14 protein-coding genes are annotated in these 19482 nt (G+C 72.0%); 6 read left to right on the top strand and 8 right to left on the bottom strand.

Features of this window, described 5'->3' with window-relative positions; all coding sequences use genetic code 11:
* Nucleotides 1-55: 55 nt before the first annotated feature.
* Together ACZ58N_RS10610 and ACZ58N_RS10605 are read left to right on the top strand one after the other, a co-directional pair.
* Complete coding sequence (locus ACZ58N_RS10610) at nucleotides 56-1309, top strand: helix-turn-helix transcriptional regulator (protein WP_471157673.1); 1254 nt, start codon at nucleotides 56-58, stop codon at nucleotides 1307-1309.
* 14 nt (nucleotides 1310-1323) lie between these two features.
* Nucleotides 1324-1689, top strand: a complete 366-nt coding sequence (locus ACZ58N_RS10605; protein WP_471157671.1) for a hypothetical protein — start codon at nucleotides 1324-1326, stop codon at nucleotides 1687-1689.
* Nucleotides 1690-2136: 447 nt separating this feature from the next.
* Here ACZ58N_RS10605 and ACZ58N_RS10600 read toward each other — a convergent pair whose 3' ends face one another.
* From ACZ58N_RS10600 to ACZ58N_RS10580, 5 genes are read right to left on the bottom strand one after another with little or no spacing between them, the layout of a single operon-like run.
* On the bottom strand, nucleotides 2137-3153 hold the full coding sequence (locus tag ACZ58N_RS10600; protein WP_471157669.1) for a LacI family DNA-binding transcriptional regulator: 1017 nt from the start codon (nucleotides 3151-3153) through the stop codon (nucleotides 2137-2139).
* Complete coding sequence (locus ACZ58N_RS10595) at nucleotides 3141-4730, bottom strand: glycoside hydrolase family 13 protein (protein ID WP_471157668.1); 1590 nt, start codon at nucleotides 4728-4730, stop codon at nucleotides 3141-3143. The genes ACZ58N_RS10600 and ACZ58N_RS10595 overlap by 13 nt, the downstream gene beginning before the upstream one ends.
* A gap of 50 nt (nucleotides 4731-4780) precedes the next feature.
* Nucleotides 4781-5692 (bottom strand): sugar ABC transporter permease, encoded by a 912-nt coding sequence (locus ACZ58N_RS10590; protein ID WP_471157667.1) that lies wholly within the window; start codon nucleotides 5690-5692, stop codon nucleotides 4781-4783.
* Nucleotides 5693-5694: 2 nt separating this feature from the next.
* The gene (locus ACZ58N_RS10585; RefSeq protein ID WP_471157666.1) at nucleotides 5695-6735 is read right to left on the bottom strand and encodes a carbohydrate ABC transporter permease; all 1041 of its coding nucleotides are present in this window, start codon (nucleotides 6733-6735) and stop codon (nucleotides 5695-5697) included.
* Nucleotides 6736-6741: 6 nt separating this feature from the next.
* Nucleotides 6742-8016, bottom strand: a complete 1275-nt coding sequence (locus tag ACZ58N_RS10580) for an extracellular solute-binding protein (RefSeq protein WP_471157665.1) — start codon at nucleotides 8014-8016, stop codon at nucleotides 6742-6744.
* A gap of 222 nt (nucleotides 8017-8238) precedes the next feature.
* Here ACZ58N_RS10580 and ACZ58N_RS10575 point away from each other — a divergent pair, with 222 nt between their 5' ends.
* The 3 genes from ACZ58N_RS10575 (at nucleotide 8239) to ACZ58N_RS10565 (ending at nucleotide 12095) form a co-directional block, all read left to right on the top strand.
* Nucleotides 8239-10035 carry a glycoside hydrolase family 13 protein gene (locus ACZ58N_RS10575; protein WP_471157663.1) on the top strand — a complete coding sequence of 599 codons (1797 nt, stop codon included), beginning with the start codon at nucleotides 8239-8241 and terminating at the stop codon, nucleotides 10033-10035.
* Nucleotides 10036-10061: 26 nt separating this feature from the next.
* Nucleotides 10062-11108, top strand: a complete 1047-nt coding sequence (locus ACZ58N_RS10570; protein ID WP_471157662.1) for a LacI family DNA-binding transcriptional regulator — start codon at nucleotides 10062-10064, stop codon at nucleotides 11106-11108.
* 96 nt (nucleotides 11109-11204) lie between these two features.
* Nucleotides 11205-12095: a phosphatase PAP2 family protein gene (locus ACZ58N_RS10565; RefSeq protein ID WP_471157660.1), complete on the top strand. Its 891-nt coding sequence runs from the start codon at nucleotides 11205-11207 to the stop codon at nucleotides 12093-12095.
* A gap of 390 nt (nucleotides 12096-12485) precedes the next feature.
* On the opposite strand, the gene ACZ58N_RS10560 is transcribed toward ACZ58N_RS10565, so the two are convergent.
* Together ACZ58N_RS10560 and ACZ58N_RS10555 are read right to left on the bottom strand one after the other, a co-directional pair.
* On the bottom strand, nucleotides 12486-14096 hold the full coding sequence (locus tag ACZ58N_RS10560) for an amidohydrolase (protein ID WP_471157659.1): 1611 nt from the start codon (nucleotides 14094-14096) through the stop codon (nucleotides 12486-12488).
* Nucleotides 14018-15634: an APC family permease gene (locus ACZ58N_RS10555; protein ID WP_471157658.1), complete on the bottom strand. Its 1617-nt coding sequence runs from the start codon at nucleotides 15632-15634 to the stop codon at nucleotides 14018-14020. The genes ACZ58N_RS10560 and ACZ58N_RS10555 overlap by 79 nt, the downstream gene beginning before the upstream one ends.
* A 121-nt stretch (nucleotides 15635-15755) precedes the next feature.
* Between ACZ58N_RS10555 and ACZ58N_RS10550 the strand changes: the two genes are divergently transcribed.
* Nucleotides 15756-16361 carry a TetR/AcrR family transcriptional regulator gene (locus ACZ58N_RS10550; RefSeq protein WP_471157656.1) on the top strand — a complete coding sequence of 202 codons (606 nt, stop codon included), beginning with the start codon at nucleotides 15756-15758 and terminating at the stop codon, nucleotides 16359-16361.
* A 64-nt stretch (nucleotides 16362-16425) separates the two neighbouring features.
* On the opposite strand, the gene ACZ58N_RS10545 is transcribed toward ACZ58N_RS10550, so the two are convergent.
* Nucleotides 16426-19413 carry a bifunctional [glutamine synthetase] adenylyltransferase/[glutamine synthetase]-adenylyl-L-tyrosine phosphorylase gene (locus ACZ58N_RS10545; protein WP_471157654.1) on the bottom strand — a complete coding sequence of 996 codons (2988 nt, stop codon included), beginning with the start codon at nucleotides 19411-19413 and terminating at the stop codon, nucleotides 16426-16428.
* Nucleotides 19414-19482 lie beyond the last annotated feature (69 nt).

Genomic DNA, 19482 nt, shown 5'->3' with positions numbered 1-19482 from the left:
GGCAGGCTTGACGCAGATCCGTGCACGAGGTTCCGAACTGCGAGAAGGGACCGCAATGGGACTTGCTGGACGGCGGAAGGCCCTGGGCTACAGTCAGGAGGAACTGGCCGAACTGCTCGGGGTGGACCGTACGACGGTCGGGCGCTGGGAAAACGGCAAGGTCGAGCCGCAACCACCCCAGCGACGACGCCTGGCAACCACTCTCGGGATCAGCCTCCAAGACCTCGAAGGCCTCCTCACCGAGCCACGAGCCGCAGGCTTGGAGGCCCCGGGGAAACAGTGCAGTGACCACCCGACCGCGGGAGACCTCGACGAGATGATCCGCCGCGAATTTCTCCGCATTCTCACGATCAGCGGTGCGCTTTCCTCCCTCCCTTCGGACGACGCCGACGCCCTCCCGGGCGGGGCGGCAGGGGGAACGCCCGCAGACTTCGAGCTGATGAACGCCCACCTTTGGCAGGTCTATCGACTGGCCCGCTCGAAAGGCTCCGTCTACACGATCATTCGTGACCAGCTGACGACATTGAACGAGGCTCTGGCCGCCGGCCGAGGTAATTCCCGCCTCCTCCTGAGTGCGGCCGCCGATCTCTTCCAAATGGCAGGTGAAGTCGCCTTCGACGGCAACAGGTACGCCGATGCAGCCGCCTCCTACACGCTGGCAGCCTCCGTCAGCAAGGACGCGGACGCATACGACCTGTGGGCCTGCGCGCTCGTTCGCCACGCATACGTGGACATGTCCGAGCAGCGCTACGGTCAGGCGGCACAGATGCTCGTCGCGGCCGAGCGATTGGCCGGACGAGGAGACAGCAGTCTCTCCACCCGCCAGTGGGTCGCGTCGGTCCAGGCGGAGGCCTACGCCGGCCTTGGTGACCTGAGTGCTTGCGAACGTGCGCTGGACCGAGCCGAGAAGGTCCGTGACCTTGCTTCTGACAGCACCAACGGCGGTTGGTTGCGCTTCGACGGAACACGACTCGCCGAGGAGAGGGGAGCCCGTTACCTGAAGCTCGGCCGGTTGGACCTGGCAGAGGAGACACTGAACTCCGCATTGCATCAGACCGCTCTGCTGTCCGGACAGTCCTACCGTCGCAAGGGCGTCGTGCTCGCGGACCTGGCCGCCATCGGGGCGAGGCGACGCGATCCTGAGCAGCTCATCGCGTACGGATGGCAGGCCATCCAGCTGGCACAGGCCTCATCATCCGGCTATATCGCCCGTAGACTCCTGGCGCTGTGCGACGAGTTCGGCCCGATGAGGCACGACCGTCGGGTGGCAGAGCTGGGAGCGGGCATCGCCATGCTGAACACATCGTGAGGAGAAGGGTCGGCATGCCACAGATCGAAGGCGCACGATTGTTCCGGGAGACGTGGATCGCGGGCGTACACCAGCACTTTCCGGGGGAGCCCAAGCCGGGCTACGTCACACCGTGGGCCGATACGCCGCAGTGGGAACGGGAGGCGGCCGGCTCCGTCCACGAACAGGTGCGGCAGTTCGTGGAGCTCAGCGGCGGCCACACGTCCCGATTGTCACGCGAGCAGAAGGGCCGGTTCGTCGCGACGTGCTGGACGGCCCAGATGTACAAGCAGTTCGAGGACCCGAAGCCCGGGTACGTCGCCGACTGGCCCGATTTGCCCGTCTGGCAGCAGGAAACCGATGCGGACATCTTCGAGGCCATCGAGAAGGCCGTTGGCTGAACCGGTTCTCGCCACAGGACGCCCCTTGTGGTCCCGTCGGGTGGGCGGAGCCCGGGCGTGGTCCGGCCGCAGGCCCTCCGACCTCCCCGCATGCCCGATTGGGCAGCGCCCGGCCCCTCGCCTCGTCACTGAGGGACCCGCCCCTGTTCACCTCTGACCCGTGACCGTTCTTTTGGGGGGTTCCCGTCGGTCTTCGGCTTTCCGGGGCGGGTCGGTCGGTCAAGGGTGGCCGAAGGCCATCGCGAAGCGACGCGACGACGAAGGAGGAGCGCCCTTGAGGGACCGGCCCGACACGGGGAGACGATGAGACCGGCGGGAACCCCCCAAACCCTCCCTGATCCGGAGGAGTTGAACCCGCCCCGTCACCCCGACCAACACCCCGCCCCCGCCCGGCACCGGCACCGCTCCTACACCCCCGCCCCCGCCCCCACCCCCACCCCGCCGCTCCTACGCCCCCGGCCCCGGCCCCGTCGAGCCCCTGACCACCAGTTCCGGCTGGAAGACGTACTCCGTGCGCTGGACCGGGGTGCCGGCCACCGCTTCGAGGAGGGCGCCGACCGCGGCCGTGGCCATGGCGCGGACCGGCTGGCGGACCGTCGTCAGGGGCGGGTCGGTGAACGCGATGAGCGGGGAGTCGTCGAAGCCGACCACCGACACGTCCTCCGGGACCCGCAGCCCCCGCTCGCGGGCCGCCCGTACGACGCCCAACGCCATCGGGTCGCTGCCGCACACGATGCCGGTGCAGCCACGGTCGAGCAGGGCTCCGCCGGCGGCGTGGCCGCCCTCCACCGTGAACAGGGTGCGTTGGATCAGCCCCTCCGCCCCGGCCGAGGGGACGGCCGCGAGGAAGCCCTGCTCCTTGCGCGCCGACGGCACGTAGCGGGTCGGCCCGATGGCCAGGCCGATCCGCCGGTGCCCGAGTTCCTCCAGGTGCCGGACGGCCATGTCCGCCGCCGCCCGGTCGTCCGGGGAGACGAAGGGGGCGCTGATGCCCTCGTTGAACCCGTTGATCAGGACGAAGGGCACGCCGCGCGCCGCCAGCCGCTGGTAGCGCGACGGGTCGGCGTGCGCGTCGGCGTGCAGCCCGGAGAGGAACACGATGCCGGTGACGCCGCGCTCCTCCAGCTGCTCGACGAGTTCGTCCTCGGTGGCCCCTCCCGGGGTCTGCGTGCACAGCACGGGCGTGTACCCGTGCCCGGCCAGGGCCTGCTCGATGACCTGGGCGAACGCCGGGAAGATGGGGTTGGTGAGCTCGGGGATGAGCAGCCCTACGAGGCCGTTGCTGCGGCGCTTGAGCCGTACGGGCCGTTCGTAGCCCAGCAGGTCGAGCGCGGCCAGCACCTTGTGGCGGGTGCCGGCGGCCACGCCCGACTTGCCGTTGAGCACGCGACTGACGGTCGCCTCGCTGACCTGGGCCTGCGCGGCGATGTCCGTCAGCCTCAGCGGGGAAGTCACCCCCGCCACCACACGGTGGTGTCGGCGGGCAGGACATCGGTGACGTCGGGATCACCGCTGCTCAGCAGGACCTCGCCCGGCGCCGCGTACGCGACGGCCTCGTCGGTGGTGTTGGCGGTGCACACGAAGCCGCCTCGGCGGAACGTCAGCACCCCGGCGGGTGCGGGCAGCCACTCGACGGAGTCGCCCGCGCCGAGGTCGGTGTGCTCGCGCCGGATCCGCAGGGCGGCGCGGTACAGCTCCAGGGTGGACGCCGGGTCGCCGGTCTGCGCCTCGACGCTCAGGCCCGCCCACTCGGCGGGCTGCGGGAGCCAGCTGCCGCCGTCGCCGAAGCCGTACGGGGCCTGCTCGCCGGACCACGGGATCGGGACGCGGCAGCCGTCGCGGAGTCCGTCCTGCCCGTTGGCCTTGAAGAAGGACGGGTCCTGGCGGACCTCGTCGGGGAGGTCGGTGACCTCGGGCAGGCCGAGTTCCTCGCCCTGGTAGACGTACGCCGATCCGGGCAGGGCCAGCATGAGCAGCGCGGCGGCGCGGGCGCGCTCCAGGCTGCCGAAGCGGGTGCGGTGGCGGACGACGTCGTGGTTGGACAGCACCCATGTGGTCGGGGCGCCGACCGGCCGCATCGAGTCGAGGGAGTCGTCGATGGCGCCGCGCAGCGCGTCCGCGTCCCAACCGGTGTTCAGATAGTGGAAGTTGAAGGCCTGGTGCAGTTCGTCGGGGCGCAGGTAGAGCGCGGTGCGGTCGGCGCTGGGGGTCCAGGCCTCGGCGACGCCGATGCGGTCGCCGGCGTACTCGTCGAGGACGGTGCGCCAGGAGCGGTAGATCTCGTGGACGCCGTCCTGGTCGAAGAAGGGCAGGACCTGGTTGCCGAGCAGTTTGAGCTGTTCGTCGCGGCCGAGGTCGGGCAGGCCGGGGGCCTTGACGAGGCCGTGGGCGACGTCGATGCGGAAGCCGTCGGCGCCGAGGTCGAGCCAGAACCGCAGGATGGAGCGGAACTCGTCCTGGACGGCGGGGTGTTCCCAGTTGAAGTCGGGCTGCTCGGGGGCGAAGAGGTGCAGGTACCACTCGCCGTCGGCGACGCGGGTCCAGGCGGGTCCGCCGAAGATGGACTCCCAGTCGTTCGGGGGCTCCTCGCCGCCGGTCCCGCGGCCGGGGCGGAAGTGGAAGCGCTCGCGCAGCGGGGTTCCGGGCCCTTCCCGCAGTGCCTGCTTGAACCATTCGTGCTGGTCGGAGCAGTGGTTGGGGACGAGGTCGACGATGATGCGCAGGCCCAGGTCGTGGGCTTCGCGTATCACGGCGTCGGCGTCGTGGAGGGTGCCGAACATGGGGTCGATGGCCCGGTAGTCCGCGACGTCGTAGCCGGCGTCGGCCTGCGGGGAGGCGTAGAAGGGGCTCAGCCACACGGCGTCGACGCCGAGCTCCTTGAGGTAGGGCAGTCGGGTGCGGATGCCTTCGAGGTCCCCCATGCCGTCCCCGTTCGAGTCGGCGAAGCTGCGCGGATAGACCTGGTAGATCACCGCTTCTCTCCACCAACCGGGCAGGGTGCCGGTCGGGGCGGGAAGTGCGTCGGCGAGGTGCTGGGTCATGTCGTCCTTGGAGAGATCGGGCCGGGAGCGGTGCGGGCAGGCTCGGGTGGTCAGCCCTTGGTGGCGCCTGCCGTCATCCCGGCGACGAGGTGACGCTGGGCGAAGAGGAAGAAGACGGCCGCGGGGATGGCGATGAGGACGGAGGCCGCGCTCATGGCACCCCAGTTGGAGGTGTACTGGGTGACGAAGGTCTGGAGGCCGCCGGCCAGGGTGAGGTTCTCCTCGCCGACCATGAAGGCGGAGGCGTAGGCGACTTCGCCCCAGGCGGTGATGAAGGCGTAGAAGCCGGTGACGGCGAGGCCCGGCTTGGCGAGCGGGAGGATCAGCCGCCAGAAGGTGCCGAAGGGGTTGAGGCCGTCGACGCGTCCGGATTCGTCGATCTCGACGGGGATGGTGTCGAAGAAGCCCTTCATCATCCAGGCGCAGAACGGCACGGCGATGGTGAGGTACGTGATGATCAGGCCGAGCGGCTGGTTGAGCAGTCCGAGCTCGCCCATCAGGTTGTAGAGCGGGACGATGAGGATCGCCATGGGGAACATCTGCGTGACGAGCAGGGTCCACATGAGGGGCTTCATGCCGGGGAACTTGAAACGGCTGACGGCGTATCCGGTGGTGGCGGCGATGAACACGCCGAGGACGGTGGTGACGCCGGCGACGAGGACGGAGTTCGCGAACCAGCTGAGGAAGTGGGTGTCCTCCAGCAGGTGGCTGTAGTTCGCGAGGGTGGGTTCCTTGACGAAGTCGGTGGTGATGGCGTGCTGCGCGGGCTTCAGCGAGGTCAGCAGGATCCAGAGCACCGGGAAGACGGCGATCACGGACGCGGCGACGAGGGTGGCGTGCAGCGCGAAGGAGGCGAGGGGGGAGCGGCTGCCCCGGGGGCGGACGCGGTCGGTGTTCGCCGGTGCGGTCGCGCTCCCGGCGCCCTTGGTGGTCGCGGTGTCGGCGGTCGTGGAAGTGGTCACGGTCACCACACCTCTCCCTGCTTGCGCAGCGAGCGCCGGTAGACCAGCGCGAAGATCATGAGCAGGGCCAGGATGAGGACGCCCCAGGTGGCGGAGCCGGCGAAGTCGCGCGGGCTGGCGACGAAGGCCTCACGGAAGGCCTGGGTCACGAGGATCTCCGTGGAGTCGCCCGGTCCGCCCCGGGTGAGCAGGAAGATCACCGGGAACATGTTGAAGGTCCAGATGGTGGAGAGCAGGACGACGGTCATGCTCACCGCGCGCAGTCCGGGCAGGGTGATGTGCCGGAAGCGCTGCCAGGGGCTCGCCCCGTCCATCTCGGCGGCCTCGTAGAGCTCTCCGGGGATGGACTGCAGTCCGCCGAGCAGGGCGACCATCATGAAGGGGACGCCGAGCCAGACGTTGACGGCGATGACGGCGAACTTGGCCCAGGTGGGGTCGTCGAGCCACGGGATCGCGCTGATGCCGCCGCCGTCGAGGATCTTGTTGAGGATGCCGTTGTCACGGTTGAAGAGGAACCGCCAGGCGAAGACGGAGACGAAGCCGGGGACGGCCCAGGGGAGGATGAGCGCCATCCGGTAGGCGGCGCGGCCCCGGAACTGTCGGTTGAGCATGTTGGCCAGGCCGAGGCCGATGGCGAAGGTGATGGACACGCACGCGACGGTCCACACCACCGTCCACACCAGCCGCTGGAGGAACACCGGGTCGCCGAGGACGGCCGCGTAGTTGTCGAGGCCGACGAACTCGTACGTGGCCTCGATGTGGCGGACGCCGATGGTGCGGGCGACGTTGCGCTCGTTGGCGTCGGTCAGCGACAGGTAGATGCCGCGGACGAGGGGCCAGCCGATGATGACGCCGAGGACGAGCACGACCGGGGCGATCATGGTCCAGGCGTACCAGTGCGTGGCGAGCGCGCGCTTGAGTCCGCCGCGCCCGCCGCCGGTGCTGTCGCTGTCAGTCCTGCGGCTCCGGCCGCGGACGGGACCGGTGGTACCGGCTTCCCCGTCCGCGGCCTTCGCCACCGACTGGCTGGTGTGAGCAGCCATGGTTCGTTACTTCCAGCCCTTGAGGATCTTGCGGAACTCGGCGCCGGCGGCCTTGGCGGCCTCTTCCGGGGTGGAGGTGCCGGTGAGGGCCTTGGTGTATTCGACCTTCAGCGGCTCGAAGAGGGAGCCGTTCTCCGGGATCCAGGCGCGTTCGACGGCCTTGTCGATGGCCGGCTTGAAGAACTGGACCATCTCGCTGCTCTTGACGTCCGGCTGGTCGTAGGCGGCGGTGCGGGTCGGCAGCAGGCTCAGTTCCTTGGCGGACTGGACCTGCACCTCCTGGGAGGTGAGGTACTCGACGAAGGCGTGCGCGGCGGCGCGGTTCTTGGAACCGGCGTACACGGCGAGGTCGTGGCCGCCCTGGGGGGCACCGGCCTTGGTGGAGCCGGCCGGGACCGGGGCGACGCCGAGGTTGGCCTTGTCCTTGTACTGCTCGCCGGCGTAGGTGTCGGCGACGGCCCAGGGGCCGTTGATCATCATGGCGACCTCGCCGGACTTGAAGGCCGTCTGCATGTTGGTCCAGCCGTCGGTGGCGTTGGTGACGGCCGCGCCGGAGGCGACGAGGTCACGGGCGGCCTTGAAGGCCTTGACGCCGGCGGGGTTGTCGACGGTGACCGTCTTGTTCTTGGCGTCGACCAGGTCGCCGCCCTCGCCGTAGATGAACGGGAAGAACCAGTAGGAGTCGTCGCCGCGCAGGTACAGGCCGGTCTTGCCGGTCTTCGCCTTGATGGCGGTGGCGGCCGTCTTCAGCTCCTCCAGCGTGGTGGGGGGCTGGACTCCGGCGTCCGCGAGCATCTTCTTGTTGTAGAAGAGGCCGAGGGTGTCGATGACCTGCGGGACGGCGTAGGTCTTGCCCTCGTACTTGCCGCTGGCCGCGGCCTGCGGCAGGAACTCGGCGTCGACCTTCTTGGCCGTCTCGGCGGGAACCTCGTCGAGGTAGCCGAGGGAGGCGAAGTCGGCGACCCAGCCGACGTCCGCGCGGATCACGTCAGGGGCTTCGGCGCCGGAGTTGAAGGCGTTCTTGACCTTGTTCTGCGCGTCGCCGTACGGGACGTTGACGTACTTGACGGTGACCTTGGGATGCTTGGCCGTGAACGCCTCGGCGATCTTCTGGAAGCTCGCCTTCTCGGCCTCGTTCGAGGTGTCCCACCAGGTGACCGTGCCGCTCAGCTCGCCGCCGGCCTTGATGTCACCGCCGTCGTCCTTGGTGTCCCCACCGCAAGCCGTCGCCGCGAGCGCCAGGGTCGCGACCAGCGCGGTGGCCGCTATGCCACGCCGCATATGAACTCCTTCGATGATCCCGGCCGCGTCCCTGCGGTCCCGAGTTGCCGAGAACGTAACAAGACTGAAAGCCGACCGAAAGACCTTGCGGCAATTTTCTGCAAGAGGCGGTGATCGTTACATCCGTGTGTCCGGACGGTTGCCGCAGCTTGCTGTTAGTTCGACCCACCTTCGAGTGTCCGGGCCCGCAACCATGGGGTGTGTACCCGCGTTGACCCCGATATGACCCACGAGTTGACGGCCTCCGGGCTTGCAAGCGCTTCCAGCAACACGTCCACGAGCGGCGGCTGGTGGCGCGATGCCGTCATCTACCAGGTCTACGTGCGCTCCTTCGCGGACGGCGACGGAGACGGGGTCGGCGACCTGCGCGGGGTCCGCGAGCGGCTCCCGCACCTGGCCCGGCTCGGCGTCGACGCGGTGTGGCTGACCCCCTTCTACGTCTCCCCCCAGGCCGACGGCGGCTACGACGTCGCCGACTACCGCGCCGTCGACCCCCTCTTCGGGGACCTCGCCGATGCCGACGACCTGGTCCGCGCCGCGCACGCGCTGGGCCTGCGGGTCATCGTGGACGTGGTGCCGAACCACACCTCCGAGGAGCACCCCTGGTTCCGCGAGGCCCTCGCCGCCGGGCCCGGGAGTCCGGCCCGGGAGCGGTACCTGTTCCGCCCGGGGCGCGGGGCGGACGGGGCGCAGCCGCCGAACGACTGGGAGTCCGTCTTCGGCGGCCCCGCCTGGACCCGGGTGCCGGACGGGGACTGGTACCTGCACCTGTTCGCCCCCGAGCAGCCCGACCTGGACTGGGAGCATCCGGAGGTGGCGGCCGAGTTCGCCTCGGTCCTGCGGTTCTGGTTGGACCTCGGGGTGGACGGCTTCCGCATCGACGTGGCCCACGGCATGGTCAAGGCGCCCGGCCTGCCCGACATCGGCCGCGGCGCCCAGGCGACGCTGATCGGCACCGAACCGCTCCCCTTCTTCGACCAGGACGGGGTCCACGAGATCCACCGCTCGTGGCGTCGGCTCCTCGACTCCTACGGGGGCGAGCGGATCGGTGTCGCCGAGGCGTGGGCGCCGACCTCGGAGCGGCTCGCGCTGTACGTACGGCCCGACGAACTGCACCAGGCCTTCAATTTCCGTTTCCTGAACTGTCCGTGGGACCCGGCGGCGATGCGGACCGTCATCGACGAGTCCCTGGCGGCGACCGCCTCGGTGGGGGCGCCGACCACGTGGGTGCTGTCCAACCACGATGTCGTCCGGCACGTGACCCGTTACGGGGGCGGGGCGCGCGGCCTGGCCCGGGCGCGGGCCGCGGCGCTCCTGATGCTGGCCCTGCCCGGGTCGGCGTACGTGTACCAGGGGGAGGAACTGGGGCTGCCGGAGGTCACCGACCTGCCCGACGGGGCGCGCCGCGACCCGGCGTTCCGCCGCGGTCGGATCCCGCGACAGGCGGGCCCCGCCGTCGAGGAGCTCGGGGCCGGGGAGCCCGGCCCGGTGGGGGGCGAGGTCGAGGCCGCCGGGCAGGACGGGCTGCGCGACGGCTGCCGGATCCCGCTGCCCTGGTCCGGCGAGGAGCCCCCGTACGGTTTCGGCGGGGGCGGCAGCTGGCTCCCGCAGCCGGCCGACTGGGCCGGCCTGAGCGTGGCCGCACAGACCGGCGACCCGCACTCCACCCTGGAGCTGTACCGGGCCGCCCTGGAACTGCGCCGGGCGATGCCGGGCCTTGGTGCCCCGGAGGCGGGTTGCACGTCGGAGGCCCTCCACACCTCGGACTCCGCGGCGGAGCACGGTGTTCCGGGCAGCCGCGTGCCCGGGACCGTCCTCCCCTCCGGCATGGAGTGGCTGCCGGCGCCCGAGGGCGTGCTCCTCTTCATCCGCCCCGGCTTCGCCTGCACCCTCAACACCCGGCCGGAACCGGTGGAGCTGCCGTCGCCGGGGCGTCCCGTCCTGTCGAGCGCGCCGGTGCGGACGGACGGGCGTACGGTGCTGCTCCCGGCGGATTCCTGCACGTGGTGGGCAATCTGAACGTGCGCCCGGTACAGTCCAATCCCGTGACCGCACGGCTAGCCGACATCGCAGCCCAGGCGGGGGTCAGCGAAGCCACAGTCAGCCGCGTGCTCAACGGCAAGCCCGGTGTGGCCGCAGGCACCCGTGAGTCCGTGCTGGCCGCCCTCGACGTCCTCGGCTACGAGCGTCCCGTACGGCTGAGGCAGCGCAGTGCGGGGCTCGTCGGATTGATAACGCCCGAGTTGGACAACCCCATCTTCCCGGCGCTCGCGCAGGTCATCGGGCAGGCGCTGACCCGGCAGGGGTACACCCCGGTACTGGCCACGCAGACGCCCGGCGGGTCCACCGAGGACGAGTTGACGGAGATGCTGGTCGACCGCGGCGTCTCCGGGATCATCTTCGTCTCGGGGCTGCACGCCGACACCACCGCCGACATGGGCCGCTACGACCAACTCCGCGGCCAGGGCGTCCCGTACGTCCTGATCAACGGGTTCTCCGACAAGGTGCGGGCCCCCTTCGTCTCCCCCGACGACCGGGCCGCCATGCAGCTCGCGGTGACCCACCTCACCGCGCTCGGGCACACCCGGATCGGGTTGGCCGTCGGGCCGAAGCGGTTCGTGCCGGTGCTCCGCAAGATCGAGGGCTTCCGGCTGGGGATGCGGGAACGCCTCGGGCTGAGCGAGGCCGAGGCGGAGGAGCTGATCCAGCACTCCCTCTACACCTTGGAGGGCGGTCAGGCCGCGGCGTCCGCGCTGATCTCCCGGGGCTGCACCGCCGTGGTGTGCGCGAGCGACATGATGGCGCTGGGCGCGATCCGTGCCGCCCGGCAGCAAGGACTGCGCGTGCCGCAGGACGTGTCGGTCGTGGGCTTCGACGACTCCCCCCTCATAGCGTTCACCGATCCGCCGCTGACCACGATCCGGCAGCCGGTCCAGGCGATGGGGCAGGCCGCGGTGCGGACCCTGCTGGAGGAGATCGGCGGGACGCCGGCTCCGCACAGCGAGTTCGTCTTCCTTCCCGAGTTGGTGGTCCGCGGGTCGACGGCCTCGGGGCCGGGACAGCGACGGGTTCGGGAAGCCCCCGCCCCCTAGGGGGCGGGCTGTAGTCCGCAGGGCTGATCCCCTCATCCCCAAGACCGTCCCGAGGGATGATCGGAGGGCAGATCTCATCTGGCAAACTCTCTCCCCATGGGTGACGCGAGCGTGAAGACACTGGAAACCCGGACGGACGTCCCGCCACCCCCCGTGGCCGAGCACGAAGCCCGTCCGGTGTCGGAACGCACCCTCCTCACGCGGCTGCGGGCACCGCGGCGCCCCCGCATCTGGTTCGAGATCCTGTTGATCGCGGTCAGCTACTGGACGTACTCGCTGATCCGCAACGCCGTGCCCGAGCAGAAGGCCGCCGCCCTGGCGAACGCCGACTGGATCTGGGAGGTGGAGCGCAGCCTCGGCATCGCCGTGGAGCAGAGCGTCAACCACGGCATCAACTCGGTGACGTGGTTGATCGTCGGCATGAACTACTACTACGCCACCCTCCACTTCGTGGTGACGATCGGCGTGCTGGTCTGGATCTACCGCTTCCACCCGGGGCGTTACGCCGCCACCCGCCTGGTGCTCTTCGCGACCACGGGCGTCGCGCTGGTCGGTTACTACCTGTATCCGCTCGCGCCGCCGCGGTTGATGAACGGGCAGGACTTCATCGACACGGTCCTCGTGCACCACACCTGGGGTTCCATGGCCTCCGGGAACCTGAAGAACATGTCGAACCAGTACGCGGCGATGCCGTCCATGCACATAGGGTGGTCGCTCTGGTGCGGGCTGACGATCTTCGCGGTCGCCTCCGCCCCCTGGGCCCGGATCCTGGGCCTGCTCTACCCGACGGCGACCCTCGTCGTCATCGTGGCCACGGCCAACCACTTCTGGCTCGACGCGGTCGGCGGGATGATCTGCCTGGCCTTCGGCTACGCCGTCTCGCGGGCCTGGTACGGGGCACTGCCGCACCGGCTGCCGCGCCACCCCGAGCACACCGGACCGCATCCGGCCGCCGCGCTGCTGAACCGGTTCCGCACCCGCGTCTGAGGGGTGGTGCCGGTACGGGACCCGTGCTCCTCCCGGCCCGTCACCGCCGGCGCGCCCACGTCGTGCGTTGCGAGAAAACGCGTTCGGCCCCCACACGGGACTCGCAATCCCGTGAGAGGGCCTGACCATACGGAAGTAGACGCTTCCCCATGGCTGACCAGCACTTTAGCGCGCCCGAGCGCGTTCCGTCGGGCATCCGGCACATCAACCACGACCACCGTCGCGGTTACGTCAAGATCGACAACCACCTCGCCCAGCACCGCGCACGACATCAGCGGCGTGAGCCCCGGGGCCCGACGGAAGGCACCGGGCCCGGAGCGGATCCCTCGGGCCGACCCCGGCCGGGCACCGGGCGCGGGCAGGCCGTGGGAAGGGCGCCATCCACCGCCCTCAGGGCGCGGAGGGGCCCGGGTCGCGGTGGGTGATGCGGCCGCCCGAGACCGTGAGGCGGATCGGGGCCTCGGCCAGTTCGTCCGGCGCCGCCGTGACCGGGTCGAGGGCGAAGGCCGTCAGGTCCGCCCGGTGGCCGGGGGCGATCCGGCCCGCCACCCGCTGCTCCCCCGCCGCGAGCGCGGCGTGCGAGGTCATCCCCTCCAGGGCCATCAGCCCCGTCAGGTAGCGGCCGGCGGCTGCCGCGCCGCGCGGGCGCAGCGCCGTCGCGAGGACCTGGCGGGCGTCGTGGTGGGCGATGGGCCAGTCGGAGCCGAGGGCCAGGACCGCGCCCGCGTCCCGCAGGTCCCGGCAGCGCCAGGCCCGGGCGGCCCGCTCGTCGCCGAGCCGCCTGGACCATTCGTCGGTGTGGTCGGCGCGGGTGTACGCGGTGTGCGGGGGCTGCATGGAGGCGATCACGCCGAGTTCCGCGAACCGCTTCAGCTGGTCGTCGGGGACGGACTCGATGTGCTCGACGCGGTGTCGCATGGAGCCGTGCGCTCCCAGGGAGGCGACGGTGTCCAGGACGTGCCGGACGGCCGCGTCGCCGATGGCGTGGGTGGCGGTGCGGACCCCGGCGGAGTCGAGGACGCGCACCGCCCGGGCGTAGGCGGGGAGGTCGGGCCAGAAGGCGTCGGTGCCCTGACCGTGGCAGTCGGCGTGCTCCAGCCAGGCGGTGCCGCCCTCGACGGTGCCGTCCATGAAGAACTTGACGCCGCCGACCTGCCAGTGGCGACCGCCGGTGAGTTGGAGTTCGATCAGTTCGGCCAGGTCCTCGTCGCTCGCTCCGGGCATGCACCAGGGCGCGAGGCGCAGGCGCAGCGGCAGGTCGCCCTCGTACTCGACGGTGGCGAGGAGCGCGGGGACGTCCCCGTCCCCGAGGTCCATGACGTGGGCGCCGGTGAGGCCGGTGGCGGCCATCTCGCCGAGCAGCGTGAGGAGGCGGGCGCGGCGGGCGGCGGCGGTGGGTTTGGGGGCGACGGCCCCGACGAGGGCCATCGCGGCGTGCTCGACGAGGTGCCCGGTGGGGCGGACCGCGCCCGTGGCGTCGGTGTCGCAGACGATCTCGGAGCGCTGGGCGAACGCGCGGGGTCCGGTGATGCCCGCGGCGGCGAGGGCAGGGCCGGTGGCGAGGGCGGAGTGACCGTCGTAGAGGCGCAGGAAGGCGGGGGCGCCCGCGAGGGACTCCTCGACGAGGGCGCGGTCGACGGGGCGTCCGCCGAAGGCGTTGTGGTCGAGGCCGTGGCCGAGGACCCAGCCGCCGGGGCCCCGCTCCGCCGTGCGCAGGGCGGCGCGCAGTTGGTCGAGGTCGCGGACGGCGGAGAGGTCGGTCCCGGTGGCCATCTCGACGCCCCACACGGGGTGGCTGTGGGCGTCGGTCAGGCCGGGGGTGAGGGTGGCTCCGGCGAGGTCGACGACCTCGGTGCCGGGTCCGCGCCAGTCCGGTACGTCGCTGTCGTGTCCGACGGCGACGATCTGCCCGTCGCGGAGGGCTACCGCGCCGGCTTCGGGGCGGGCGGGGTCGAGCGTGCGGACTCGGGCTCCGGTGAGGACGGTGTCGGCAGCGGGCACGGCTCTGCTCCTTCGAGGGGGGTGGCGGGGGCTTCGGGTTCGGCCTCGGCGCCGGCTTCGGCCGGGTCCTCGGCGAAGCGGGCGTAGACCTCGGGGCGGCGGGTCCTGATCCGGTGGGCGAGGCCGAGGCCGGTGAGGAACACCGCGGGGACGACGGCGACGAGGACGGTGTTGACGGTGGTGGAGGCCCCGGTGAACAGGCCGACCTTGGAGACGACGAGGAAGATCGCGACGACCAGCAGGACGGCCGCCGTGACGGGGGCGATCAGGGTGCGCCACGGCCCTTCGTCGTGGGCGGTGCGCCGGAAGTACACCGGTACGGCGATGGCGGCGAGCAGCATCAGGGCCATGAGACCGATCATGCCCGGGGTGTTCACCCAGAGCAGGAGCTGCTGGTACGGGTCGGCGCCGGCGAGGGCGAAAGCGAGCACGATGACGGCACCGAGGACGGTCTGGGCGGCGCCGGCGAGGTACGGGGAGCCGTGGCGGGGGTGGACGCGGCCGAGGGCCGCGGGCAGGACGCCTTCCTCGGCGAGGGCGAGGGCGTAGCGGTTGATGGCGTTGTGGAAGGCGAGGAGGGAGGCGATGACGCTGGTCACGATGAAGACGTGCATGAGGTCCGCCGCCCAGGGGCCGACGTAGGTGGTGATCGCGGCGAAGAACAGGCCGCCCGGATCCTCGGCGGCGGCGGTGACCACCTCCTCGGCGCCGAAGGCCTGGATGACGGTCCAGACGATGAAGGCGTAGAAGAGGCCGAGGAAGGCGACGGCGATGTAGGTGGCGCGCGGGATGGTCCGGTCGGGGTCGCGGGCCTCGCGGCGGTAGATGACGGTCGACTCGAAGCCGGTGAAGGCGGCGAACGCGAAGGCCAGGACGGCAGCGGTGCCGGGGACGAGGACCGCGCCGGGGGCGAACGAGGTCGCGGACAGGCCGTGGGCGCCGCCTTCGGCCAGGACGCCGACGGCGAGCAGGACGAGGATTCCGGTCTCGGCGACGAGGAGGACGCCGAGGAGCTTCGCGCCGAAGTCGATGGAGCGGAAGCCGCCGTACCAGATGAGCAGGAGGCCGGCGAGGGAGACCGGCAGCCAGGGGACGTCGACGCCGGCGAGGGCGTGGCCGGTGTCGGCGGTGGTGGTGCCGAGGAGGCCGTAGACGCCGATCTCCATGCCGTTGTAGCCGACGAGGGCGAGCAGGGCGGCGCCGATGCCGACGCGCTTGCCCAGACCGCGCGCGATGTAGGCGTAGAAGGCGCCGCCGCTCCTGACGTGGCGGCTCATGGCGGTGAAGCCGACGGCGAAGACGGTGAGGGTGAGGCCGGCGAGGAGGTACCCGGCGGGGGCGCCCACGCCGCCGAGGAGGATCGCGACGGGAGCGACACCGGCCATGACGGTGAGGGGGGCGGCGGCGGAGACGACGAAGAAGGAGATGTCGGCGGTGCCGAGGGCGCCCCGGCGCAGGGCGGATCCGGCCGCGGTGGGCGGCGGGCCCGGGGTGGGGGCGCGGTCGGGTCTCGGCGCGGGGTGCGGCGTTTCGGGCATGCGGGGGCACCCTTCTGCGAACGGCAGGCGGCGGGAACCCGAAAACCTAAAGGCTTTCGGTTCGCGGCAATGTAGCCTCCGGTTCTGGCGTACGGGAAGACCTCACGGCGGGAGAACACCGATGGCACGGCCGCGCACCCCCCTGCTCGACCGGGAGCGGATCGCCACGACCGCCCTGCAACTGGTCGCGGAACAAGGGGAATTCAGCGTGCCGCAGATCGCCCGGGCGCTCGGGGTGCAGACCGGCTCGCTGTATCACCACGTGGACGGCCGGGCCGCGGTGGTGGAGCTGATCCGGGAACGGGTGTGCGCCTCGATCTCCGGCGCCGCGCTGACCCTGGCCCCCTGGGACCGGGCGCTGGAGGAATGGGCCCGCTCCTACCGGGCGGCGTTCGCCGCCTACCCGCGGGCCATCCCGCTGCTGATGACCACGCCGGTACGGGCCCCGGCCGTGCTCGCCCAGTACGAACGGGCGGTCGCCCTGCTCCTCGCGGCCGGCTTCGGCCGGGAACAGGTGATGCCGCTGCTGACCGGCCTGGAAAACCTGGTGCTGGGCTCAGCGCTGGACCTGGCGGCCCCCGAGGCCATGTGGGAGCCGTCGCCGCAGACCCCGCTGCTGGCCGCGGCGCTCGCCGCGGGCGGGCCGGGACGCGCCGACGCCGCCTTCGACCTGGGCCTCGAAGCGCTCCTCGCGCACGCCCGGGCCCTGCGGGCGGCACGGGCCTGAGGGGCCGGCGGACCCGGGCCGGGTCCGCCCGGGTCAGGACCCGCCCGGGTCGGGACCCGCCCCGTCAGGACCCGTAGAAGAGCTCGTCGACGACGGCCCGTGCGCGGCGCGTCGTACGGCGGTAGTCGTCGAGCATCTCGCCGACCTTGCCCTCCGGGTAGCCGAGGTAGCGGCCGACGGCCGCCAGCTCGCGGGCCTCGGACGGGAAGGTGTCCCCGGCCCGGCCGCGGACCAGCATGACGGCGTTGCGGACCCGGGTGGCGAGCACCCAGGCCTCGTCGAGGATCTGGGCCTCCTCGGTCGGGATCAGTCCGGCGGCGTGGGCGGCCGACAGGGCCCGACGGGTTCGGGTGGTGCGCAGGCCCGGCTCCGCCCAGGCGTGCCGCATCTGGAGCAGTTGGACCGTCCACTCGACATCGCTGAGGCCGCCGCGGCCGAGTTTGGTGTGCAGGGTCGGGTCCGCGCCCCGCGGCATCCGCTCGGTCTCCATCCGCGCCTTGAGCCGGCGGATCTCGCGGACGGCCTCATCGCCGAGCCCCTCCACGGGGTAGCGCAGGGGGTCGATCAGGTCGATGAAGCGGCGCCCGAGTTCGTCGTCCCCGGCGACCGGCACGGCGCGCAGCAGCGCCTGGCTCTCCCAGGTGAGGGACCAGCGGCGGTAGTAGGCGGCGTACGAGGACAGGGTGCGCACGAGGGGGCCGGAGCGGCCCTCGGGACGCAGGTCGGCGTCGATGAGCAGCGGCGGGTCGGCGGTGGGCAGCTGGAGGAGCCGTCGCATCTCGGAGATGACGGTCTGGGCGGCCTTGGCGGCTTCCTGCTCGTCGACGCCCTCGCGGGGTTCGTGGACGAACAGGACGTCGGCGTCGGAGCCGTAGCCGAGCTCGTGGCCGCCGAAGCGTCCGACGCCGATGACGGCGAAGCGGGTGGGGAGGGTCTCGCCCCATTGGTCGCGCACGGCGGCGCGCAGGGCTCCGGCGATGGTCGCGGCGGTCAGGTCGGAGACGGCTTCGCCGACCCGGTCGACGAGCGTGCCCTGGTCGGTCTCGGCCGGGCTGTCCTCCGTACCGTACGAGGCGATGATGTCGGCGGCTGTGGTGCGGAAGAGTTCGCGACGGCGGACCCCTCGGGCGGCGGCGACGGCCGCCTCGCCGCTCTCGGCCCGGCCGACGGCGGCCAGCACCTCCTGTTCCAGGGCCTCGTGCGTGCGGGGCCGGAGGTTCTCGGGGTCCCCGAGGAGGGCGACGGCCTCGGGAGCGCGCATCAGGAGGTCGGGGGCGAGGCGTCCGGCGGACAGGACGCGGGCCAGGTTCTCGGCGGCGGCGCCCTCGTCGCGCAGCAGGCGCAGGTACCAGGGGGTCTTGCCGAGGGCGTCTGAGACCTTGCGGAAGTTGAGGAGTCCGGCGTCCGGGTCGGCGGAGTCCGCGAACCAGCCGAGGAGGACGGGCAGCAGGGTGCGCTGGATGGCCGCCTTGCGGCTGACGCCGGAGGCGAGGGCTTCGAGGTGGCGCAGGGCGGCGACCGGGTCGGCGTAGCCGAGGGCTTCGAGGCGCTGGCCGGCGGCGCGGGGGGACAGCTTGGTCTCGCCGGGGGTGAGCTGGGCGACGGCGTCGAGGAGCGGCCGGTAGAAGAGCTTCTCGTGGAGGCGGCGGACGGCGGTCGCGTGCCGGCGCCAGGCCTTGTTGAGCTCGGCGACCGGTTCGGTGCGCAGCCCCATGGACCGGCCGAGGCGGCGCAGGTCGTTCTCGTCCTCGGGGACGAGGTGGGTGCGGCGCAGCCGGTAGAGCTGGATGCGGTGCTCCATGGCGCGCAGGAACCGGTAGGCGTCGCCGAGCTGGGCGGCGTCGGCCCGGCCGACGTACCCCCCGGCGGCCAAGGCGTGCAGGGCGTCGAGGGTGGTGCCGGAGTGCAGGGTGGCGTCGCCGCGGCCGTGGACGAGCTGGAGGAGCTGGACGGCGAACTCGACGTCGCGCAGGCCGCCGGGGCCGAGTTTCAGCTCGCGGTCGACCTGGGCGGCGGGAATGTTGTCGACGACGCGGCGGCGCATCTTCTGGACGTCGGCGACGAAGTTCTCGCGTTCGGCGGCCTGCCAGACCAGGGGGGTTATGGCCGCGATGTACTGGACGCCGAGGGCGGGGTCACCGGCGACGGCTCGGGCCTTCAGGAGGGCTTGGAACTCCCAGGTCTTGGCCCAGCGCTGGTAGTAGGCGAGGTGGGAGGCGAGGGTCCGCACGAGGGGGCCGTTGCGGCCCTCGGGGCGCAGGTTCGCGTCCACGGGCCAGATGGTGCCCTCGACGGTGGTCTCGGAGCAGATCCGCATGAGGTGGGAGGCCAGCCGGGTCGCCGACTGGATGGCCTTGCCCTCGTCGGCGCCGGGGGCGGCGTCCGCGACGAAGATCACGTCGACGTCGGAGACGTAGTTGAGTTCGTTGCCGCCGCACTTGCCCATGGCGATGACGGCGAGCCGGCAGCGGGCGGCGTCCTCGGGGGCGGCGGCGGTCGCGATGCGCAGGGCGGCGCGGAGGGTGGCGGTGGCGAGGTCGGCGAGCTCGGCGGCGGTCTGGGCGACGTCCGTGGTGCCGCAGACGTCGCGGGCCGCGATGGACAGGAGGCAGCGGCGGTAGGCGACGCGCAGGGCGACGGGGTCGTGCGCGTCGGCGAGCCCCTGCTCGAACTCCGGCAGGCCCGGGTGCAGGTCGGCGGCCTCGTAGGTGACGAGGGCGAGCCAGTCGCGGGGGTGGCGGGCGAGGTGGTCGGCGAGCGCCTCGGACGCGCCGAGCACGCCGAGGAGCCGGTCGCGCAGGGGTTTCGCGCTGACGAGGGTGTCGAGGAGCCCGGGCAGCTGGTCCGGCGGCTGCGCCTCGGCGAGACGTACGAGACCGCGCAGGGCGAGGTCCGGGTCGGCGGTCGCCCCGAGGGCGTCGAGGAGCACCGGGTCGGTGCGCACGGAGGCCAGCGCGTCGGCGTCGAGGAGCCGGGCGGCGGCTGAGGGGTCGGTGAAACCGCTGCGCAGCAGCCTGATGAAGGTGCTGCTCCTGCGTCCCGGGACTGTCATCCCGCCGCCTCCCGCGTGCGTCGCGGCCGGTGGCCCGGCCAGGTCTGTGGTGAGCCTAGCCGGAGCGGC

The organism is Streptomyces sp. NPDC040432 (genome assembly GCF_055595445.1).
Note: the sequence above shows the minus strand (reverse complement) of the source record. Positions and strands in the feature narration are given on the sequence as shown.